At 71.6% G+C, this 19,229-nt stretch carries 16 protein-coding genes; 8 read left to right on the forward strand and 8 right to left on the reverse strand.

All coding sequences use genetic code 11. The features are described 5' to 3' along the window. The first annotated feature begins 3 nt into the window (after positions 1-3). Positions 4-1,215, forward strand: coding sequence for a hypothetical protein (locus AB0M30_RS40235; RefSeq protein WP_364595634.1), 1,212 nt, complete (start codon positions 4-6; stop codon positions 1,213-1,215). 50 nt (positions 1,216-1,265) lie between these two features. On the opposite strand, the gene AB0M30_RS40240 is transcribed toward AB0M30_RS40235, so the two are convergent. The 5 genes from AB0M30_RS40240 to AB0M30_RS40260 form a co-directional block, all read right to left on the reverse strand. Next, positions 1,266-2,717, reverse strand: coding sequence for a family 43 glycosylhydrolase (locus AB0M30_RS40240; protein WP_364595637.1), 1,452 nt, complete (start codon positions 2,715-2,717; stop codon positions 1,266-1,268). Positions 2,718-2,849: 132 nt separating this feature from the next. Then, a complete protein-coding gene (locus AB0M30_RS40245; protein ID WP_364595640.1) occupies positions 2,850-3,968 on the reverse strand; it encodes an alpha/beta hydrolase in 1,119 nt (372 codons plus the stop codon). A gap of 107 nt (positions 3,969-4,075) precedes the next feature. After that, positions 4,076-4,627, reverse strand: a complete 552-nt coding sequence (locus AB0M30_RS40250; protein ID WP_103335895.1) for a snapalysin family zinc-dependent metalloprotease — start codon at positions 4,625-4,627, stop codon at positions 4,076-4,078. A gap of 148 nt (positions 4,628-4,775) precedes the next feature. Beyond that, on the reverse strand, positions 4,776-5,333 hold the full coding sequence (locus AB0M30_RS40255; protein WP_364595643.1) for a TetR family transcriptional regulator: 558 nt from the start codon (positions 5,331-5,333) through the stop codon (positions 4,776-4,778). Positions 5,334-5,335: 2 nt separating this feature from the next. Continuing rightward, positions 5,336-6,835, reverse strand: coding sequence for an MFS transporter (locus AB0M30_RS40260; protein WP_364595646.1), 1,500 nt, complete (start codon positions 6,833-6,835; stop codon positions 5,336-5,338). An 83-nt stretch (positions 6,836-6,918) separates the two neighbouring features. Here AB0M30_RS40260 and AB0M30_RS40265 point away from each other — a divergent pair, with 83 nt between their 5' ends. After that, positions 6,919-7,149: a hypothetical protein gene (locus AB0M30_RS40265; protein WP_199191081.1), complete on the forward strand. Its 231-nt coding sequence runs from the start codon at positions 6,919-6,921 to the stop codon at positions 7,147-7,149. A 120-nt stretch (positions 7,150-7,269) separates the two neighbouring features. On the opposite strand, the gene AB0M30_RS40270 is transcribed toward AB0M30_RS40265, so the two are convergent. Further along, the gene (locus tag AB0M30_RS40270; RefSeq protein WP_364595775.1) at positions 7,270-8,448 is read right to left on the reverse strand and encodes an ROK family protein; all 1,179 of its coding nucleotides are present in this window, start codon (positions 8,446-8,448) and stop codon (positions 7,270-7,272) included. Positions 8,449-8,584: 136 nt separating this feature from the next. Between AB0M30_RS40270 and AB0M30_RS40275 the strand changes: the two genes are divergently transcribed. The 3 genes from AB0M30_RS40275 to AB0M30_RS40285 are packed head-to-tail and all read left to right on the forward strand — an operon-like array spanning position 8,585 to position 13,712. Further along, complete coding sequence (locus AB0M30_RS40275; protein ID WP_364595649.1) at positions 8,585-10,009, forward strand: APC family permease; 1,425 nt, start codon at positions 8,585-8,587, stop codon at positions 10,007-10,009. Further along, the gene (locus AB0M30_RS40280) at positions 10,006-12,825 is read left to right on the forward strand and encodes a beta-mannosidase (protein ID WP_364595652.1); all 2,820 of its coding nucleotides are present in this window, start codon (positions 10,006-10,008) and stop codon (positions 12,823-12,825) included. Before AB0M30_RS40275 ends, AB0M30_RS40280 begins: the two co-directional genes overlap by 4 nt. Further along, positions 12,822-13,712 carry an ROK family protein gene (locus AB0M30_RS40285; RefSeq protein WP_103335905.1) on the forward strand — a complete coding sequence of 297 codons (891 nt, stop codon included), beginning with the start codon at positions 12,822-12,824 and terminating at the stop codon, positions 13,710-13,712. The genes AB0M30_RS40280 and AB0M30_RS40285 overlap by 4 nt, the downstream gene beginning before the upstream one ends. A gap of 57 nt (positions 13,713-13,769) precedes the next feature. On the opposite strand, the gene AB0M30_RS40290 is transcribed toward AB0M30_RS40285, so the two are convergent. Then, positions 13,770-14,978, reverse strand: a complete 1,209-nt coding sequence (locus tag AB0M30_RS40290) for an MFS transporter (protein WP_364595655.1) — start codon at positions 14,976-14,978, stop codon at positions 13,770-13,772. Positions 14,979-15,132: 154 nt separating this feature from the next. On the opposite strand from AB0M30_RS40290, the gene AB0M30_RS40295 reads away from it, so the two are divergent. Further along, positions 15,133-15,744: a hypothetical protein gene (locus AB0M30_RS40295; protein ID WP_364595658.1), complete on the forward strand. Its 612-nt coding sequence runs from the start codon at positions 15,133-15,135 to the stop codon at positions 15,742-15,744. Positions 15,745-15,753: 9 nt separating this feature from the next. Here the strand turns inward: AB0M30_RS40295 and AB0M30_RS40300 are convergent, their stop codons facing one another. Continuing rightward, positions 15,754-16,749: a LacI family DNA-binding transcriptional regulator gene (locus AB0M30_RS40300; RefSeq protein ID WP_364595661.1), complete on the reverse strand. Its 996-nt coding sequence runs from the start codon at positions 16,747-16,749 to the stop codon at positions 15,754-15,756. A 130-nt stretch (positions 16,750-16,879) separates the two neighbouring features. Between AB0M30_RS40300 and AB0M30_RS40305 the strand changes: the two genes are divergently transcribed. Further along, positions 16,880-18,541: a peptide-N4-asparagine amidase gene (locus tag AB0M30_RS40305; RefSeq protein WP_364595664.1), complete on the forward strand. Its 1,662-nt coding sequence runs from the start codon at positions 16,880-16,882 to the stop codon at positions 18,539-18,541. Between the two features lie 10 nt (positions 18,542-18,551). Beyond that, positions 18,552-19,196: a class I SAM-dependent methyltransferase gene (locus AB0M30_RS40310; protein WP_364595667.1), complete on the forward strand. Its 645-nt coding sequence runs from the start codon at positions 18,552-18,554 to the stop codon at positions 19,194-19,196. Positions 19,197-19,229: the final 33 nt, after the last annotated feature.

A 19,229-nucleotide genomic window follows, 5' to 3' on the forward strand; every position in this document is an offset into this window, starting at 1 on the left:
GCGATGCGGACACTCCTGCTCATCCCCGTACTCCTGTTGTCGTTCGTGGACGGTGCCTCGGCCGCCGGGGGAGTGGTGCCGGGCCTCACCGGTCCCGCGGCCGAGCGGGCGGCGGGTGAGGCCGCCGTCCACTTCCGGGCGCTGACCGAGGCCCGGACCGCGCGGGCGGCCGACCTGCACGACGCGTGGGGCACCTTCTTCGACGACACCGCGAGCACCGGCCTGCAGGCGACCCACACGGTGCTGGACGTCACCACGACCGGCGGCGACTACGTCTACGCGCCGACCGCGCTGCCGCCCGGCAACGCGTGCCTCGAGCTGACCACGGCGTACACGCCGAGCGGGCCCAAGCTGTGGGCGTGGGACTGGTGCGGCGGGCGCGACACCATCGGCAAAATCGTCGACATGGACGCGGCGTTCCGGGCCACCTACACCACCGTGGTGAACGGCCGCCGCGTCTACACGATGGACGAACACCGGACGTCGGCCACGGCGAACACGTGGACCGTGTACCTGCGCAACTACGTCACCGGCGCGTGGGACGTCTTCTACACCAGCACCGGGGCGAAGGACATCCCCGGCTCCAGCTGGGACTTCTTCGAGATCTACACGACGGTGAACCCGTCGACGGGCGCCGGGTACTACTGCCGGGACCTGGCGGGCAAGACGATCGAGGCGACCGACATCAAGGTCCAGCAGGGTGGCGCGTGGGTGCCGGCGAGCCCGGCGAACTCCTCGCTCGCCGCCCCGCCGGCCGGGAGCCGGTTCGACTGCCCGTCGATGACGTTCTCGGTCCTGCACGCCAACGACGCGTGGCGCGCCCAGGACGGCGGGACTTCGCCGGGGTCTTCGTACGAGGCCGAGGCGGGGACGCTGGCCGGGCAGGCGGCGGTGCGGAGCTCCTCCGGTGCTTCCGGCGGCGCACTGGTCGGCTATGTCGGCGGTGGTTCCGCGAACTACCTGCAGTTCACCGAGGTGACCGCTACGGCGGGCGCGCATCCGGTGACGATCTTCTACGCTTCGGGTGAGGCCCGGTCGTTGACGGTGAGTGTCAACGGTGGCGCTGCGGTTCCGGTCGCCACGCCCGGCACGGGTGGCTGGGACACCGTCGGGTCGGTGCAGGTGACGCTGACGCTGGCCGCGGGCGCGAACACGATCCGGCTCGGCAATCCGTCGGGCTGGGCGCCGGACATCGACCGGATCGCCGTCGGCTGAGGAGCCGTGAAGGCCACCTCGGGGTGCCCCCGGAGGTGGCCTTCACCGCCTCACTGCGCGGGTTCGCCGGAAGGGACCGGGAGCCGGGTGCCCAGGGCGGCCGGGGTGCCGAAGTTCGGCGTGCCGTCGGCGTTCCAGGTGAACTTCTGGGCGCGGGTGGTGCGGTTCAGGTCGCAGCCGCCGTTCACGGAGTCGTTGGCGTGGTAGACGATCCAGTCCTCGGTGCCGTCCGGGGACTTGAAGAACCCGTTGTGGCCGGGCCCGAACACCGAATTCCGGTCGCTGCGCTGGAAGACCGGCTGCGCGGACTTGACCCACGACGACTGCTGCAGCGGGTCGCCGCCGTTGTAGGTCAGGATGCCGAGCTTGTAGTCGGGAGTGGAGCAGTGACTGGCGGAGAACACGATGAACGTCTTGCCGTTGCGCTGCAGGACTTCGGCGCCTTCGTTGACCGCGCCGCCCACGGTCTCCCAGCCGTACGCCGGCGACGACAGGGTGTGCCGCGTCCCGCTCGCCGTCCACGGGTTCGACAGCGGCCGGATGAAGTTCGGCTGGGAGCCGTTGTAGAACGTGCCCAGCAGGTACAGCTTCCCGTCGAGCTGCAGGATGCTCGGGTCCAGCTCCCAGGTGTTGTCCTGGGTGGGGTCGAGCAGGTCGGCCTTGAAGCTGTAGGGCCCCATCGGGTCGGTGCCGGCGCTTTCGAGCACGTGGATGCGCTGGGTCCCGAGGTCGTAGGGTTCCCGGCCGGCGACGTAGTACAGGTACCAGTGCGGCCCGTTCGGCCCGGTGAGCAGGTGGAATTCGGGCGCCCACATCGTCCCGGCGCCGTTCGGCCGGGTCAGGGTGAAGACGACCGTGTCCGGCGCGGAAGCCAGGCCGCCCAGCGTGCGGGACTTGCGCATGGTGATGGTCGAGTTCCACGTCGTCGTGGCCAGGTAGTAGTAGCCGTTGTAGTACTGCAGCCACGGGTCGGGGCCGTGCTGGCTCAGCGGGTTGGTGAAGGTGGCCGCGCTCGTTCCGGCGGCGATCCGCCAGACGCCGCTCGCCGCCGTCGTGCACGGCAGCTGCACGAGCCCGGCTCCGCTCGCCGCCGGGGAAAGGCACTTCCCGGAGCCGACCGAAACGACGGTGAACGTGCTCGTGCCCTGGGGCTGCAGCCGGAATTGCTGGTTCGTGCCGGAATGACAGGCGTATTGGATGACGGTCGCGTTGTCGGCGGTGGACGCGCCGAAAATGTCGACGCAGCTGCCCGCGGTCATCGTCGCGATGGTGTAGACGTCGGCGCTGTTCTGGTAAGGGGTGAAGGTGAAACTCTGATTCGCCGCGGCCGAACAACCGCGCTGGACGAGCTGCACCGCACTCGAACCGTCGGGCACCTCGGCGCAGTTCCCGCTGCCCTGGTTCACCATCGTGCTGCTGAACGTGGTCGCCGCCCGCGCGGGTGCCGCCACGAAGAGACCGGTCAGCAGAATTGCCGCTGCCAGCCAGGGTGATCGCCGCATTGTGCCCTCACATCGACCAGAAGGAGAGAAACCCGGAGCCTGCGACGGTACGCCGGAAATGGCCGGATGAACAGAAAGAACAGCCGATTCCCGGTTTCGGGGAATCGGCTATCCGGTGCTGCGGTGAATGGATTACCTGCGTTTGAGATACCGGTCGAAGAATGCGCCGAGGGCCGCCCGCTGGCCGGCGGTGCTCCGGTCCGGGTCGACGGTTCCGATGAACGGCGCGAGCGACGCCGGGTCGAGGCCGAGGCGGGGGAGGAGCGTCTGGTAGTCGGTGTAGCTGAAGTGTTCGCCGTCCGGCAGGTGCCGGGTCCGGACGGGGCCGCGCTGGTGGGCGAGGAACGCCTGCCACGACGGGTCGGAGGCCGCGCTGTGGTTGCCCGCGCTCAGCAGCAGGAATGGCTGGTCGAGGCCTTCGTCGGCGGCGCGGCCGTACTCGCGGGCCGACTGGGAGTACGCCATGCTGCCGTCGAGGTCGGCCCCGGCGTCGAGGCGGGCGTCCGACACCATCGTCTCGCCGGTGGTGAACCCGCCCGCGGAGTGGCCGAACATGCCGATGCGGGAGACGTCCGGCGTCAGCCCGGCCGGGAGCGGGCGGTGCTCGGCGTCCGGATTTCCGCCGTGGGCCAGGATTTCCAGAGCGTCGAGGACGAACCGGGTGTCCGCCACGCGGGTGGCGATCAGCTGCCGGCCGGTGTCGGGGCCGGAGGGCAGCACCCGCCGTTCGACGCGGCCGCCGGGGAACTCCACCGCCGCGGGCTCGTGCGTATGGTCGATCGCCACCGTCACGTAGCCCTCGCTCGCGAGCTGCTCCAGCTGCGCCGTGCCGACCGAGCGCGGGTACTTGGCGCTGGGTGAATAGAGCACGACCGGCCGCCGCCCACCGGCCGCGGGAACGCCGGTGCGGGCGTGCGTGGCGAAGGTGTAATCGAGCCGGTCGGCGGCGATCCCGAGCGTCCGTGCGTCGTCCTCGGCGATCAGCTTGGCGGCTTCCGGTGCCAGGTAGGGCGTTTTCGGGCCGCCGCCGGATCGCGCGGGGTACCGGACGGTCACCATGAGTTCGCGGGTCGTCCCGGCGACCCGAGGATCGGGTCGCGCGTGGTCGACGAGGTGCAGATCGACGCTGCCGACGGTGTACGCCCCGGTGGGGGCGGGCAACGCGAGCGGGGTGGCCGCGGCCGCGGAGGCGGGGAGCGCGGTCAGGAGCAGTACGCCGGCGAGGCCGGCGACAAGTGGGGGTTTTCGCATCCGTTGACCGTATTCACGGCCCGGGTGCGCCACATCGGGATGATCACCGAGATCGACCCGGACAGGGCTGTGGCCCGGGCACCCGGCCCGGGCCACAACTCACCTGCTCAGAAGCCGTAGACGGTTTCGTAGACCCGCTCGGCGTTGGCCGCGACGAGGCCGTTGGCCCACAGCGAGTTGACCCGGCTGCGCTCGGCGCTGTTGGGCACCGCGTTCGTGCAGGACGGGCCGGGGCCGCCACCCGACATCAGCTCGGAGCACGGGCCCGAGTAGTGGTCGGGCAGCCCGAGGGCGTGCCCGGTCTCGTGCGCCGCGATCCGGGTGGGGTTGTACTGGCGGGCCTGGGTGTAGTCGATGAAGATGGTGCCGCTGCCGTGCCCGTTGGTCGAGGCGTAGGAGCCGCGGGGGTCGTTGCCCTCGGTGTAGCGCAGGCTGGCGCCGGAGTTGCGCTCGACGAGCCGGACGTTGGTGACGCTGCGGTTCCAGTTGGCGGCACCGGCGTTGATCACCGAACGGAACGTCGGTGCGCTGGCGGTGCTGTAGTAGACCGTGGTGACGGCGGCCTGCTGCTCGGTGGCGGCCGACGCGGTACCCGCGGCGAGCGGGGTCACGGTCAAGGCGAGCGCGACAGCGCCGGCCAGGGCGAACTTCCTCGACATCGGAAGACTCCTCGTGGGGGGACGGGGATTTGCCGGAATTGCGCGCGCTGTCGAGAATTTACCCGGAAGACACCTTCACCGGAGCCGACTAACGTAGGGCGCGGAAAGTGGTGATTTCCCAACACCAAAGTCTGTTGACAGCGGCCGGTCAGGCGCTCCGGGTCAGGGCGAGGAGCTGCTGCTCCAGCTTCCGCGCGGCGGCCACGTCGATGCCCGCGCCCCACAACGGCGCCGTGCTCGCGCCGTCGGCCGCCGCGACCACCAGGGTGACGACGTCGGCCGGGAGGCCGTCTTCGCGGAGTTCGCGCTCCCACCGCTCCGCGTCCGCGCGGGCGAGCTCGGCGATCTCGGGGATGGAGATCAGCTGGGCGATCAGGGCGATGGTCTCGCGGACCGCGACCTCGTCGTAGGAGGTGTCCAGCGACGCGCGGACGTATGCGCGCGTCAGCCGGCCCGGGGCGGTGTCGGCCGGGTCGAGCGCGGCCCGCACCTCGGTGCGGAACGCCTCCAGCAGGTCCTGGGCGAGCGTGCGCACCAGCGCGTCCTTGGCCGGGAAGTGGTACAGCAGCCCGCCTTTCGACACGCCGGCCGCCCGGGCGATGTCGTCGAGGGAGGCCGAGACACCGCGGGTGCGGATGACCTGCGCGGCGGCGTCGAGCAGGGCCCGGCGCGTTTCCTCCGGGCCGCGCCCGGCTTTGCGAGGCATGCTCAGTCCTTTCCGGACGGAATGGACGGAATGGTACGCCAGGCGATCAGCGCGGCGGCGGCGGTGACGGCGGCCGCCGCGAGGGACGTCACCTGCATGGCGCCGGTGAAGGCTTCGCGGGCGGCCCGGGCCAGTTCGGAACCCGGGTCCAGGACGCTCGCGGCTCCGGCGAGCGAGTCGCGGACCTCGCCGGGCACCGGGCCGGCGGGCAGGAACGCGCGGTAGACCAGGTTCACCACCGAGCCGAGGATCGCGATGCCCAGCGCCGCCCCGAGTTCGTAGGCCGTCTCGGAGATCGCCGACGCCGAGCCAGCCTTGTCCCGCGGGACCGCGGAGAGCACCGAGTCGACGGTCAGCGTCAGCGCCAGCCCGACGCCGAGCCCGACCGGCACCAGCGTCAAGCCCAGCCACCAGTACTGCGGCGCCCGTTCGGCGACCGCGACCAGCGCGAGGCCCAGCGCGGCGACCGCCAGGCCCGCCGCGATGGCCCGGCCCCGCCCGAGCCGCCCGGCGACCACGCCGACGGCGGCCACGACGGCGATCGACGCGAGTGTCGCGGGCATCTCCGCGAACCCCGCCTGCAGCGGCGAGAAGCCGCGGACGAGCTGCAGGTACTGCGAGAAGAAGAACAGCAGGCCCATCAGCGCGAAGACCGCGATGAAGTTCGCCAGGACCGCGCCGCTGAAGGCGCCATTGCGGAACAGCGTGACGTCGATCAAGGGCGCCGCGGCCCGCCGCTGGCGGCGGACGAAGAGGACACCGGACACCAGCCCGAGCCCGGCGGCAACGCCCATCGGTGCGTCGAAACCCGTGCTGACGGCGTGCTTGACCGCGTAGACCAGCAGCACGATCGCGGCCAGCGACAGCCCGGCCGAGAGCAGGTCGAACCGGCCCGGCGCCGGATCCCGGGATTCGGGCAGCAGCCACGCACCCGCGATCAGGAAGGCGACGACGATCGGCACGTTGATCAGGAACACCGAGCCCCACCAGTAGTGCTCGAGCAGCATCCCGCCGACCAGCGGGCCCAGCGCGATGCCGCCACCCGACCCGGCCGACCAGATGGCGATGGCGCGGGTGCGCTCGCGCGGGTCGGCGAACAGCGTCCGGATGAGCGACAGCGTCGAGGGCATGATCGTCGCGCCGGCGACGCCGAGCAGCAGCCGCGCGACGATGAGGACGCTCGCGGTGGGGGAGAAGGCGGCCAGCGCGGAGGCGAGCCCGAACGCCGCGGTCCCGATCAGCAGCACCTTCTTGCGCCCGAACCGGTCGGCGAGGTTCCCGGCCGTGACCAGCAGCCCGGCCAGGGCGAGGGAGTAGACGTCGCCGATCCAGAGGATTTCGGTGGCGGTCGGCGCGAGTTCACGGGTGAGCGACGGCACGGCCAGGTACAGCACGGTGCCGTCGACCGCCAGCAGGAGCACGGCGCCGGCGAGCACACCCAGCGCGGCCCAGCGGCGCCGGGGGCTCAACGGCCGGGCGGAGGTCGGCAAGGTGGTGGTCATGGCCGTTACTATACCGTCTGGACGGTACAGTAAGCCTGGTGAGGCCGCTCACGCGTAGGCTGGAGACAGCGAAGGAGGTGGACGTGACAGCCGAGGACCTGATGATCGAGTTCGCCCTGACGCGCCTGGATCACCCCGAACTCGACTTCGAGGAGATCGCCGCGCTGGTCGTCCGCCGGGGCGGCCCGGAGCGGGAGCTGGAGTTCGCCGCCCGCAACCTCGCCGACCGCGGCGAACTGCGCGGCGCCGCCTTCCCGACGGCGGTGGAATACGTGCTGCGGGTGGTGCTCACCCTGCGCGGACCGTCCGACTAGCCGACTGCGCACGCAGGGGGTGTGCACACCGCGCGGACGGCCGCCCTGGTCCACTGCGGACAGAGGCAGGTGGCCGAGCGGACTTTGCGGAGGAGCCCCGCTTTCCGGTGTCCGGATCGCTCAGGCGTCCCCGGCGGCGCGGCGCAGGCCGCGGCGGTCGAACACCAGCTCGCGCGCCGTGCCCAGGGCCGTCGCGATCGCTCCCGCCAGGACCGCGTCCTCGCCCAGCTGGCCCGCCACGATGTCCGGCACCACCGGCGTCGTCGCGGTGAGGGCTCGGCGCATCGGTCCGGCCAGCAGGTCCGTGTTGCCGCCGATGCCGCCGCCCAGCACGATCAAGCGCGGGTCCAGGACCGCCGCCACCGCCGCGACCACGTACGCCAGCTTCTCCGCCTCCTCCTCGACCACGGCGAGAGCCCGCGGATCGCCCGCCCGGGCCAGCCGGAACACGTCCTTCGCCGAACGCGCCTTCGTCAGGCCCCGCGACCGCGCCGCGGCCAGCACCGCCTGGCCCGCCGCCGCCGTCTCCACCGGGCCGGGGCGGCGCGTCCCGGCGCCCGCACCCGACGGCGTCACGCCGAGCGGCAGGTCCGCGATCTCGCCCGCCGCGCCGTGGGCGCCGCGGAACAGCTTGCCGTCGACCAGCAGGCCCATCCCGATGCCGGTGCCGACGGTCAGGCACACCAGCACGTCGACGCCCAGCGCCGCGCCGAGGGCGTGCTCGCCGACCGCGCACAGGTTCGCGTCGTTCTCCACCACCACGTCCGAGCCTCGGGCGGCCAGCGCCGAGACGAGCTCGTGCAGCAACCCGCGGCGTTCCCAGCCCGGCAGGTTGGGCGCGCGGTGCACCGTGCCCGTCGCCGGGTCGGGGACGCCGGGGGTGCCGACCACCGTCGACACGACTTCGTGCGGGTTCAGCCCGGCCGAGGCGACCGCGCGTTCGACGGATTCGCTGACCGTGCGCACCAGCGCACTCGCCGACCGGCACCGGTTGGGCTCGTCGAGCCGCGCGACGATGCTGCCTTCCAGGTCCGCGACGGCGATCCGCAGCACCCGCCGCCCGATGTCGACGCCGACGACGTGCCCCGCGTCCGGCGCGGCCTGGTAGACGACCGCCGCGCGCCCCGGGCCGGCCAGGCTGCGCCCCGTGGTCCGGACCAGTCCGTGCTGCTCGAGATCGAGCAGGGCCTGGCCCACCGTGGGTTTCGACAGCCCGGTGTCGGCGGCGATCCGGGGCCGCGTCGCCTCCCCGTGCGCGCGCAGCCGGTCCAGCACCAGGCGCTGGTTCAGCGCCCGCATGTGTGCCGGAGTCCCCACCTGCGGCCCGTTTCGTCCCACGCGTCCTCCTGAGTTGCCGCAAGTTTATCCGCGAACCCTTCCGGCCCGGGACGTTCTATGTTAAGAAACTTTACTAACTACTAGTCGGAGGCATGTCGTGAGTTCACCCACTCGTTCCGGGGAACCGCCCGCCCTTGAACGCCGGATCGGCCCGCTGCAGGCCACCGCGATCAACATGACCCAGATGTGCGGCATCGGCCCGTTCGTCACGATCCCCACCATGGTCGCCACCATGGGTGGCCCGCAGGCGATGTTCGGCTGGATCATCGGGGCGATCGTCGCGCTGGCCGACGGGCTGATCTGGGCCGAACTCGGGGCCGCGATGCCGGGCGCCGGCGGTACGTACCTCTACCTGCGCGAAGCGTTCCAGTACCGCACCGGACGGCTGATGCCGTTCCTGTTCGTGTGGAGCGCGGTGCTGTTCATCCCGCTGATCATGTCGACCGGCATCATCGGGCTCGTCCAGTACCTCGGCTACCTGATCCCCGGTGTCACCGACGACGCGGGCACGACCCCGCTGGGCAAGATCATCGGCGTCGGCATCACGCTCTTGATCATCCTGGCGCTGTTCCGGAAGATCGGCCAGATCTCCAAGCTCACGACGGTGCTGTTCGTGGTCATGCTCGTCGCCGTGCTGACCACGGTCGTCGCGGCGTTCTCGCACTTCAGCGCGGCGCAGGCGTTCGCCTTCACCCCGGGCGCGTTCAGCTTCGGCGGCCAAGGCGCGTTCTGGACCGGTCTCGGCGCCGGCCTGATCATCGCGATCTACGACTACCTCGGCTACAACACCTCCGCCTACCTCGGCGGCGAAGTGCGGGAGCCGGGCCGCACGCTGCCCCGCTCGATCATCTTCTCGATCCTCGGCATCATGGGCCTGTACTTCCTGCTGCAGGTCGGGGTGCTCGGCTCGATCCCGCTGGAGCAGCTGAAGACGGCCAAGTCGGTCGCGTCGTCGGTGCTGGAACAGGTGTGGGGCACCGGCGTCGCCAAGTCGATCACCGTGCTGATCGTGATCGCGGCGATCGCGTCCGTGTTCGCCGGGCTGCTCGGCGGCTCGCGCGTGCCGTTCGAAGCCGCGCGCGACAAGGTGTTCCTGCCGGTGTTCGGCAAGCTGCACCCGAAGCTGCACCTGCCCACCGCGGGCGTGCTCACCATGGGCGCCATCACGATCGTCGGCTCGCTGTTCACCCTGACCGAGGTGATCAACGCGGCGGTCGCGACCCTGGTCATCATCCAGTCGCTGGCCCAGGTCGCCGCGATCGTCGTGCTCCGCCGCCGGCAGCCGGACCTGCGGCGGCCGTACCGGCAGTGGCTCTACCCGGTGCCGACGATCATCGCGCTCGTCGGCTGGGTCTACATCTACAAGTCGGCCGAATGGCTGTCCATCTGGCTTTCGCTCGGCTGGATCGCCATCGGCGCGATCGCCTACCTCGTCTACGCCAAGGCCGAGCGCACCTGGCCGTTCGGGCCCAAGGACATCAAGGAAGCCTTCGCCACCGAACCGGAAGGGGTTCAGGCATGACGAAGAAGCTCGCGGTGCTCGCCGCGCTGCTCCTCGTGCCCGGCGTGCTGAGCGTGGCGGGACCCGCCGCCGCGCAGGACACCCAGGCCGTCGCGAAACCGCACGGGCTCACCACGATCGGCCTGCAGGGCTGGCAGGTCCTCACCACGGCGCAGGTCAAGGACGGCGGCGACCAGGTCTCCACGCCCGGGTACGCCACCCGCGGCTGGCTGCCGGTGAAGCCGGACGACGCCGGCGCGCCCGGCACCGAGATCACCGCCCTGGTCCAGAACGGCCGGTGCCCGGACGCCTTCTACTCGGACAACATGCGGAAGTGCTTCGGGTACGTCGACAAGCTCGGCCCGGTCGTCACGAAGCCGTTCTCCGACCCGTGGTGGTACCGCACCGACTTCGCCCCGGACTTCAAAACCGGCCAGCACGCGAAGCTGACCATCCCCGGCATCGTCGGCGAGGGCGACGTCTGGGTGAACGGCACGCTCGTCGCCACCAAGGACATCGTGAGCGGCGCGTTCGCCGGGCACACCTTCGACGTCTCGAAGCTGGTCAAGCCGGGCCGCAACACCCTGGCGATCAAGGTCTACCCGAACGACCCGCTGAAGATGTACACCCTCGACCAGGTCGACTGGGGCCAGATCCCGCCGGACAACGACACCGGCATCCAGTTCCCGCCCACCCTGCAGGTGGGGGACGCGCTCACCGGCGACAACGCGCACGTCGTGCAGGACAACGCGGCCGACCTGTCGAGCTCGAAGCTGACGGTCAAGGTGGACGTCACCAACGACGCGGCCACGGCGCAGAGCGGGGACGTCGCCGCGACGATCACCGCGCCCTCCGGTGCGCCGATCGTCGTCAAGCAGCGCGTCACCATCCCGGCGAACACCAAGCGGACAGTCGCGTTCGCGCCGGTGAAGATCGAGAAGCCGCAGGTCTGGTACCCGTACTCGATGGGCGGCCAGCCGCTGTACACGCTGACCACCGCCGTCTCCCAGAACGGCGTGCTGTCGACGTCGTCGAAGAGCACCTTCGGCATCCGCACGGTGACCTCGCGCCTGGTCGGGAAGTCCGCGCCGCTGCCGGAGGGCGCGCGGCAGTTCACCGTCAACGGCAAGGACTTCGTGTTCCGCGGCGGCGGCTTCGCCCCGGATCTGTTCCTGCGCTACGACAAGGCCGACACCGCGCACCAGATCGCGCTGATCAAGAACCTGGGCCTGTCCGGCGTCCGGCTCGAGGGCCACGACATGCCGCAGGACTTCTACGACCAAGCCGACCGCGCGGGCCTGCTGGTGATCGGCGGGTTCCTGTGCTGTGACGCCTGGCAGCCGGACACCGCCGAGCAGCTGGGCGAACGGGACCTGCGGATCATCCACGACTCGTCGGTGAGCATCGCGCAGCGCGAGCGCAACCACCCCAGCGTCTTCAACTACGGCTGGAGCGACAACGAGCCGTTCCCGAACCAGGAGCACGCCGTCCTCACCGCGTTCGAGCAGGAGGACTTCCAGGTTCCGGTGATCGCTTCGGCGGAGTACAAGAGCACGCCGACCCTCGGCCAGTCCGGGGAGAAGGAGGGTCCGTACGACTGGGTCCCGCCGACGTACTGGTACGACAGCTCGCACTTCGACCCCGAAGACTCCAGCCGCACCAACGCGGGCGGCGCCTGGGGCTTCGCGAGCGAGCAGAGCGCCGGGCACACGGTGCCGACGCTCGACTCGATCAAGCGCTTCCTCTCGCCGGCCGAGCAGGCCAAGCTGTGGCAGGACCCGGCGTACAACCAGTACCACGCCAACTTCGAGCCGGACCACGGCGGTTACGCCTTCGGCACGCTGTACACCCTCGACCAGTCGATCGCGCAGCGGTACGGGAAGTGGAACTCGCTGAAGTCCTATGTGGACCTGGCGAACATCGCGAACTACGAGAACACCCGTTCGCAGTTCGAGGCGTTCCTGCACCACTCGACGGACCAGGCCAACCCGGCGACCGGCGTCGTCTACTGGCAGCTGAACAAGGGCTGGCCGACGCTGCTGTGGTCGCTCTACAACGACGACGGCGACCAGGCGGGCGCGTTCTTCGGCGCCCAGAAGGCGAACAAGCCGCTGCACGCGATCTACGGCTACGACAACGGGTCCGTCACCCTCGACAACCTCGGCGCGGCCACGCAGTCCGGGCTTTCGGTGCAGGCGCGGGTGCTCGACACCGCCGGCAAGGTGCTCGACGACCAGACCGTGACCGGCCTGAGCCTCGGCAGTCAGGGCGTCAAGACCGGCGTCCTGAAGCCGAAGGTGCCCGCCGAGACGAAGGCGCCGGCCCCCGCGCGGGTCTACTTCGTGGAGCTGCAGGTCTCCCACGGCGGGAAGGTCGTCGACCGGAACGTCTACTGGCTCTCGACGCAGAAGGACGTCGTCGACTGGGCCAAGACGCTCGGCAACCCGCAGGCGACCCTGTCGCAGTACGGCAACCTGCAGGCCCTGCAGAACCTGCCGCGGTCGCAGGTCGGCGCGGTGGCGTCGACCTGCGCGAGCGGCGGTGACCTCGTCACCACGGTGACGGTCACCAACACCTCGAAGACGCCGGGCGCAGCGTTCTTCCTGCGGGCCGACGTCCGCCGCGGCACGCCGGACGGGCGTGAAGCGCCGGGGGACAACCAGCTCGCGAACGCGACCTGGGACGACAACGACATCACGCTGTGGCCGGGCCAGTCGCAGACGCTGACCGTCACGTACAAGGCGGCCGACCTGCGCGGCACGGTGCCGGTGATCAGCGTCGACGGGCTCAACACCGGCCGGATCGTGGTGCGGGGGACGGGAGGGACCCACACGTGACGGAGGAACGGATTCTCGGGATCGACTTCGGCGGCACGAAGGTGGCGCTGGGGCTCGCCGATCGCGACGGCACCCTGCTGGCGACCCGCCGGCTGGACACCGACGCGCAGGCGGGGGCCGAGCAGGTGGTGGTGCGCGCGCTCGCCGCGGCCAGGGCCCTCCTGGCCGACGAGGGTGCGGTGCCCGCCTGCATCGGCGTCGTCAGCCCGGGGATCGTGCTGCCGGACCGCATCCTGCTCGCGCCGAACGTGCCGGGGTGGGAACAGCTGCGCCTGGCCGAGCTGGTGGCCGCCGAGTTCCCCGGCGTGTCGATCGCGGTGGGCACGGACGCGAAGGCGGCCGCGCTGGCGGAATGGCGCTGGGGCGCGCTGGCCGGGGCCGACCCGGCGGTGTTCCTCTCCCTGGGCACCGGCATCGCGGCCGCGGTGCTGGTCGGCGGCCGGTTGCTGACCGGCGCCAACGGAGCTGCCGGCGAGATCGGGTACAACCTGCTCTCGCCGCAGGACACCGAGGGTTTCGCGAGCGGAGCGGCGCCGCTCGAGGAAGCCGTCGGTGGGCGTGGGCTGGGCGGCCGGGCGAGCGAACTGCTCGGCCGCCCGGTCACCGCCGGGGAGTTGTTCGCGCTGGCCAAGGAGAACGTCGAGGCCAAGGAGCTGGTGACGGCCGCGCTCGACGAGCTGTCGATGCACGTGGCCAACCTGGCGATCGCCCTCGACCCGGAGCGCATCGCGGTCGGCGGCGGGCTCGTGCGGTCGGCGGACGTGCTGCTGCCGGCGCTGGCGGACCGGCTCGCGCACGCGGTGCCGTTCCCGCCGCAGCTGGTGGCCGCCCGCTTCGACCAGGACGCGGCGCTGCTGGGCGCGGTGGCGCTGGCCCTGGGCGGATAGCCGTCCGGGTGGTGTGCCGGTGCCCCGACCCGGCACACCACCCGGCTTCAGCGGGGTTCAGGCTTGGGCAGCCGCCAGCTCTTCGGTCCGCCGGAACGCCGAAGGGGAGAGCTGGAACCACACGAGGACCGCGCTGACGGCCTGGATGCCCGCGGCCATCACCCAGACGGCACGCAGGCCCCAGTGCGCCGCGACCAGGCCGCCGGCCAGCGCACCCAGCGGCGTCAGGCCCCAGGCGAGCGCCCGGTGGCTGGTGAGCACCCGGCCCAGCAGCGGCGCCGGCGTGAAGCGCTGGCGGCTGGACTGCGAGCAGACGTTCCAGATCAGCACGGTCGCCGTCAGGGACACCAGCACGACACCCACCAGCGGCGGCCACGGCGGGACGACGGCGAGCAGCAGCGTCACCACGACGCCGAAGCTCTGCGAGAGCCGCATCGACCACGAGTAGCCGAGCCGGTCCACCACTTTCTGCACGAAGAACGACGACGCGACCCAGCCGACGGCGAGGCAGGCGAGCAGCAGGCCGTAGCCGACCGGGCCGACGTGCAGGACCTGCGTCGCGTAGAGCACGAACATCGAGTTGCCGGCGCTCGCGGCGAACGAGCCGAGGGCGACGTTGATCGTGATCGACCGCAGCAGCGGCGTCCGCACCAGGTGCCGCAGGCCGCCCGAGAGGTCCCGCAGCGGGTGTGTCGTCGCGGCCACCACGGACTGGGACGGGATCCGGCGGGCCAGCACCAGCGCGAGGAGCGCGCAGCCCGCGGCCAGCCAGGCGGGCGCTCCGCCGCCGACGGCGATCAGGAACCCGGTCAGCGGCGGCACGACGAACCGCACCACGCCCTGGTCGATCACGGTGAGCCGGGCGTTGGCGTGGGCGAGCTGCCCGGGCCCGACCAGTTCCGGGACGAGCGCGCCGCTGGCGCCGTCGCCGAGCACCCGCGCCGAGGTGATGACGAAGGCGACCACCAGCAGCACAGGGAGGCTGAGCACCTTGGCGGAGGCGACGGCGGCGAGCACGACGGCGGCCCCGGCCAGCACGGCGTAGGCCCAGGCCAGGACCGTGGTCCGGCGCACCCGGTCGATGAGCACCCCGGCGAACAGGGAGAGCAGCAGCCAGGGAGCTTCCCCGACGACGTTGATCAGCGAGACTTCGCGCGGATCGGTGGTGACGGACACGGCCAGCAGGGGGATCGCGGCCAGCAGCAGGCCTTCGGCGGACGAACCGGACACCGCGACGGCCTGCAGCCGCACCCACCTCGACGCCATGAGCCGAGCTTGCCGAACCGTCCCGTGAATTCCAAACGATTTGGCGCCAGGCGAAGGCGGGGTCTCCCGGATCGCGCCAACGTAACGGCGTGGCGCGAATCCGAGATTCATCCCCCGTGGCGCGCCGGAGGGCGGCCCGGCCGAAAGGAACCAGGTGCGCAGGCGAAGCGAACGCGAGCAGGTCGACCCGGCGGTCCAGGCGGCGCGCATCAACCGCCGCGGCACGCTGATCACCGCCATGGCCACGGTCATCGCCGCGTTGATCGGCGGCCTGTTCGCGGCCTACAAGGTCGGCAACGACCAGGGGGCGGCCGGCGCCCCGCCCCGGACGGTGACCGTCACGGCCACGAAACCCGGGACCGCGCCCGCGCCGACCGGCGCGGCGCAGGCGAGCGACGTGTCGTCCCAGGTGCGGCTCGACTCCGGTACCGGCGTCGACATCGACGCGGCCGATCCGCGCCCCGTCGTGACCAACGGCCCGAACGGGGACATCGACCTCTCCTTCGCCGACTCGGGGCTGCTGGTCGGCCGGTCGGCGATGTACTACTACAACGGCGGCGAGAACACCGCGGCGGTCGCGTGTCCCAAAGCGGTGGCCAACGACAAGCCCGCGCCGGGCGGGCCGGCCGTGTTGTCCGCGGGAAGAGAGTTCTGCATGCGGACCTCCGGGGGCAAGGTCGGCTGGGTCGGCTGCAACGACGTGAAGATCTCCAGCGACCACACCGGGTACATCGTGCTCAACTTCCGGTTGTTCACCACGGCCTGAGCCGCGGGCTCAGCGGCGCACCCGGGTCGATTCGCGGACGACCAGCTCCGGGGTGAACACCACGGCCTGCCGGTCCGGCTTCGGCTCGGACGTCTCGGCCAGCAGCAGTTCCGCGGCGGTGCGGCCGAGGCGGCGGGCCGGCTGGCGGACCGACGTCAGCGGGACCGCCGCCGCGCCGGCGAACTCGATGTCGTCGTAGCCCACGATCGCCATCTCCTCCGGGACGCGGACGCCCGCGCCGACCATCGCCTGCAGCACGCCCAGGGCGAGGAGGTCGTTCGCGCAGAACACCGCCGTCGGCCGGGGGCTCGCGCCGAGCAGACGAGCGCCGGCGTCGCGGCCGGAGGTGACGTCGAGGCCGATCGCCTCCAGCACCGTCAGTTCCGCGCCGGAGCCGGTCAGCGCGGTGCGGAGGCCCTGCTCGCGGTCGCGGCACTGGGTGAGGATGGCGGGGCCGTTGACGAACGCGATCCGCCGGTGGCCGGTCTCCAGCAGGTGCCGTCCGCCGAGCGCCCCGCCGGCGACGTCGTCGACCGACACCGAGCTCGCCTCCGAGGCCGGGGCCTTGCGGTCGACGAAGACGTACGGCGTGCCGGTGCGCCGGAAGGTCCGCAGGGCTTCGCCGGACGTGGCAACGGGGCTCAGCAGCACCCCGCGGACCCGCTGCTCGGCGAACATCGCCAGGTACGACGCTTCCAGCTCGGACCGCTGGCCGCTGTTGCAGGTGATGATGTTGAGGCCTTCGGCGTGCGCGGCCTGCTCGGCACCGCGGGCGACGTCGACGAAGAAGGGGTTTCCGAGATCGAGTACGAGCAGTCCCATGACGCGGCTGCGCCCGGCCCGCAGCTGCCGGGCGGACTCGTCCCGGACGTACCCGAGCTCTTCGATCACCGAAAGCACGCGGTTGCGCGTCGCGGCCGCGACGACGTGCGGCCGGTTGACCACATTGGACACCGTGCCGATGGAGACGCCCGCCCGCTTCGCGACGTCCTTGATGCCGACCACCGGACCCCCTCGCTGAGAAGAGGTGAGCCTAGCACGATCTGAAACGTTTCAGACGACGATTACCGACGTTGGTCGGATGATCGCGCCGCTAGGCTTCCGGGCGGGTATGCCCCCACTGGGAGGAGTCCGGGTGCGGATCTTCACGATCGTCCTGTCGCTGGTGCTGGCGTGGGTGTTCACCGGGGCGGTCGCCTCGGCTGCGCCGATCGTGGAAGGCGATACCGACAACCCGGTCACCGCCGCGCCGGGTGTCACGCGGCCGGACTCGCCGCACTGCAGCGTCACGCTCGCCGACGGCTTCCGCTCGAACGCCGCCGACGGCAGCCCGCAGTTCTACGAAGGCACTCTCGCGCCGCCGAAGGCTTGTCCCGGGCCGTGGGCGAAGGTCGTCATGGACCAGACCGTCACCGTGAGCGGGCGGCAGTACGACCGGATCGGCGACCTGAAGATCGGCGGCACCGAGGTCTGGTGGGGGACCACCGAGGAGCCCAGCGGCGAGGGCCGCCGCGCGATCACCTACCACTTCGACAAGGACCTGACGCCGTACTCCGCGCTGCTGCGCACCCCGCAGCCCTTCCACGGCGGCATCGAAAACTACAACTCACCGGTCTACACCGGCGTCTACGCGCAGACCGTGACGCTCACCTACTACCAGGCGGACCGGAAGCACCCCGCGCCCGCGACGCCCGACCACGTCGCCGGGTTCGGGCACGCCGACGCGACGCCCGCCGCGCCCACCGTGCACTTCAGCGCGCAGGGCCTGCCGCGCAACATCACCCGCGCCTACCTCGAGGTCACGCTCGAAGGGCACGCCTGCGACGAACAGTGGTTCGACGACGTCCCCGACGCCGTGGCCGCGAAGTACCCGGCGGCCGGCCTCTGCGGGAAGGGGCCCTACCGCGAGGCGAACTTCGCGATCGACGGCGTGGCCGCGGGCAGCGCGTTCACCTTCCCGCACATCTACTCCGGCGGGATCGTGCCGCAGCTGTGGCGGCCGGTCGTCGCGATCGACACCTTCAGCCTGCACGCCGAGACCTACGACGTCACGCCGTTCGCGGGCCGGCTCGTCGACGGCGGCACCCACGACCTCTCCTTCTCGTTCCCGGACATCGGCGGCGAATTCACCGTCGTCCCGACGCTACTGCTCTACACCGACAAAAACGCCACGCGGACGTCCGGCGCCCTCACGCAGCACGACGTCGCGGCCGCGCCGGCCCGGCAGGAGACGGTCAAGGACATCTCCGGCGGCGTGAACGTCGCGGTCACCGCGAAGCGCCACGACGTCACGGCGGGCTACGTCGACACCTCCGCCGGCCGGGTGTACACGCGGGTCGAGCGCACCCGCGACTACCGCAACAGCGACGACGTCACCGGCGGCGGCTTCACCCAGCACGTCGTGCAGGCGGACGCCGGGCAGCAGACGTCGGTGTCCACAGTGGACGGCCGGGTGCGGTCGGCGGACCGGCACACCTGGTCCTACCCGCTGACGACCGACGCGACGGCGAACATCACCGACGACCAGAACCTGCGCATCTCCGGCTCGGTGGACATGACGAAGATCCTCGCCGACCTGACCGGCGACGGCCGCACCTGGCGGCCGGTGCGCGCGTCGCGCGAGTGGCTGGCCTCGTCCGGCGTGCTGGCCCGCACGAACGGCGTCAACACCGAAGCCGACGGCCGGTCGAAGACGCTGTTCACCGGAACCGACGACACCGGGCGGCCGTACTTCCACTACGTCGCGAGCGAGCACGGGCTGATCACCGAGAACCGGGAGCTGCCCGGGCACCGATAGGGTGCGGCTCGTGACCGAACCCGCCTTCGTGACCGAGACCCGGACCGCCTACGACACCGTCGCCGACTCGTACGCCGAGGAGCTGCGGGACCTGCTGGACGCCAGCCCGTGGGACCGGGCGATGCTGGGCACGTTCGCCGAGCTGGTCGGGAGCAGCGGGCCCGTCGGGGATCTCGGCTGCGGCCCGGGCCGGCTGACCGGATACCTGGCCTCGCTCGGGCTGGACGTGTTCGGCGTGGACCTCTCGCCCGGCATGGTCGACGCGGCCCGCCGGGCGCACCCCGGGCTGCGCTTCGAGGTCGGCTCGATGGCCGCCCTCGACCTCGGCGACGGCGACCTGGCCGGGGCGGTGGCGTGGTATTCGCTGATCCACACCCCGCCGGAGGAACTGCCGGCCGTGGTGGCGGAGCTGGCGCGGGTGCTGGCGCCGGGCGGACGGCTGCTGACCGGGTTCCACGTCGGCGACGAGCGCCGCCACATCGCCCACGGCTACGGCCACGACATTTCCCTGAACGCCTACCGGTTGCCGCCGGACTTCGTCGCCGAGCTGTGCGCCGCCGCCGGGCTGGTCGTGGAAGCGCGGCTGGTCCGGGAGCCGCAGCCGCCGTACGAGAAGGCGCCGCAGGCCTACCTGCTGGCCCGCAAGCCGGCGTGAACCGCGTCTCGCTCTCCGTCACCCGATCGGGCT

Source organism: Amycolatopsis sp. NPDC051716 (genome assembly GCF_040681595.1).
Taxonomy (GTDB): domain Bacteria; phylum Actinomycetota; class Actinomycetes; order Mycobacteriales; family Pseudonocardiaceae; genus Amycolatopsis.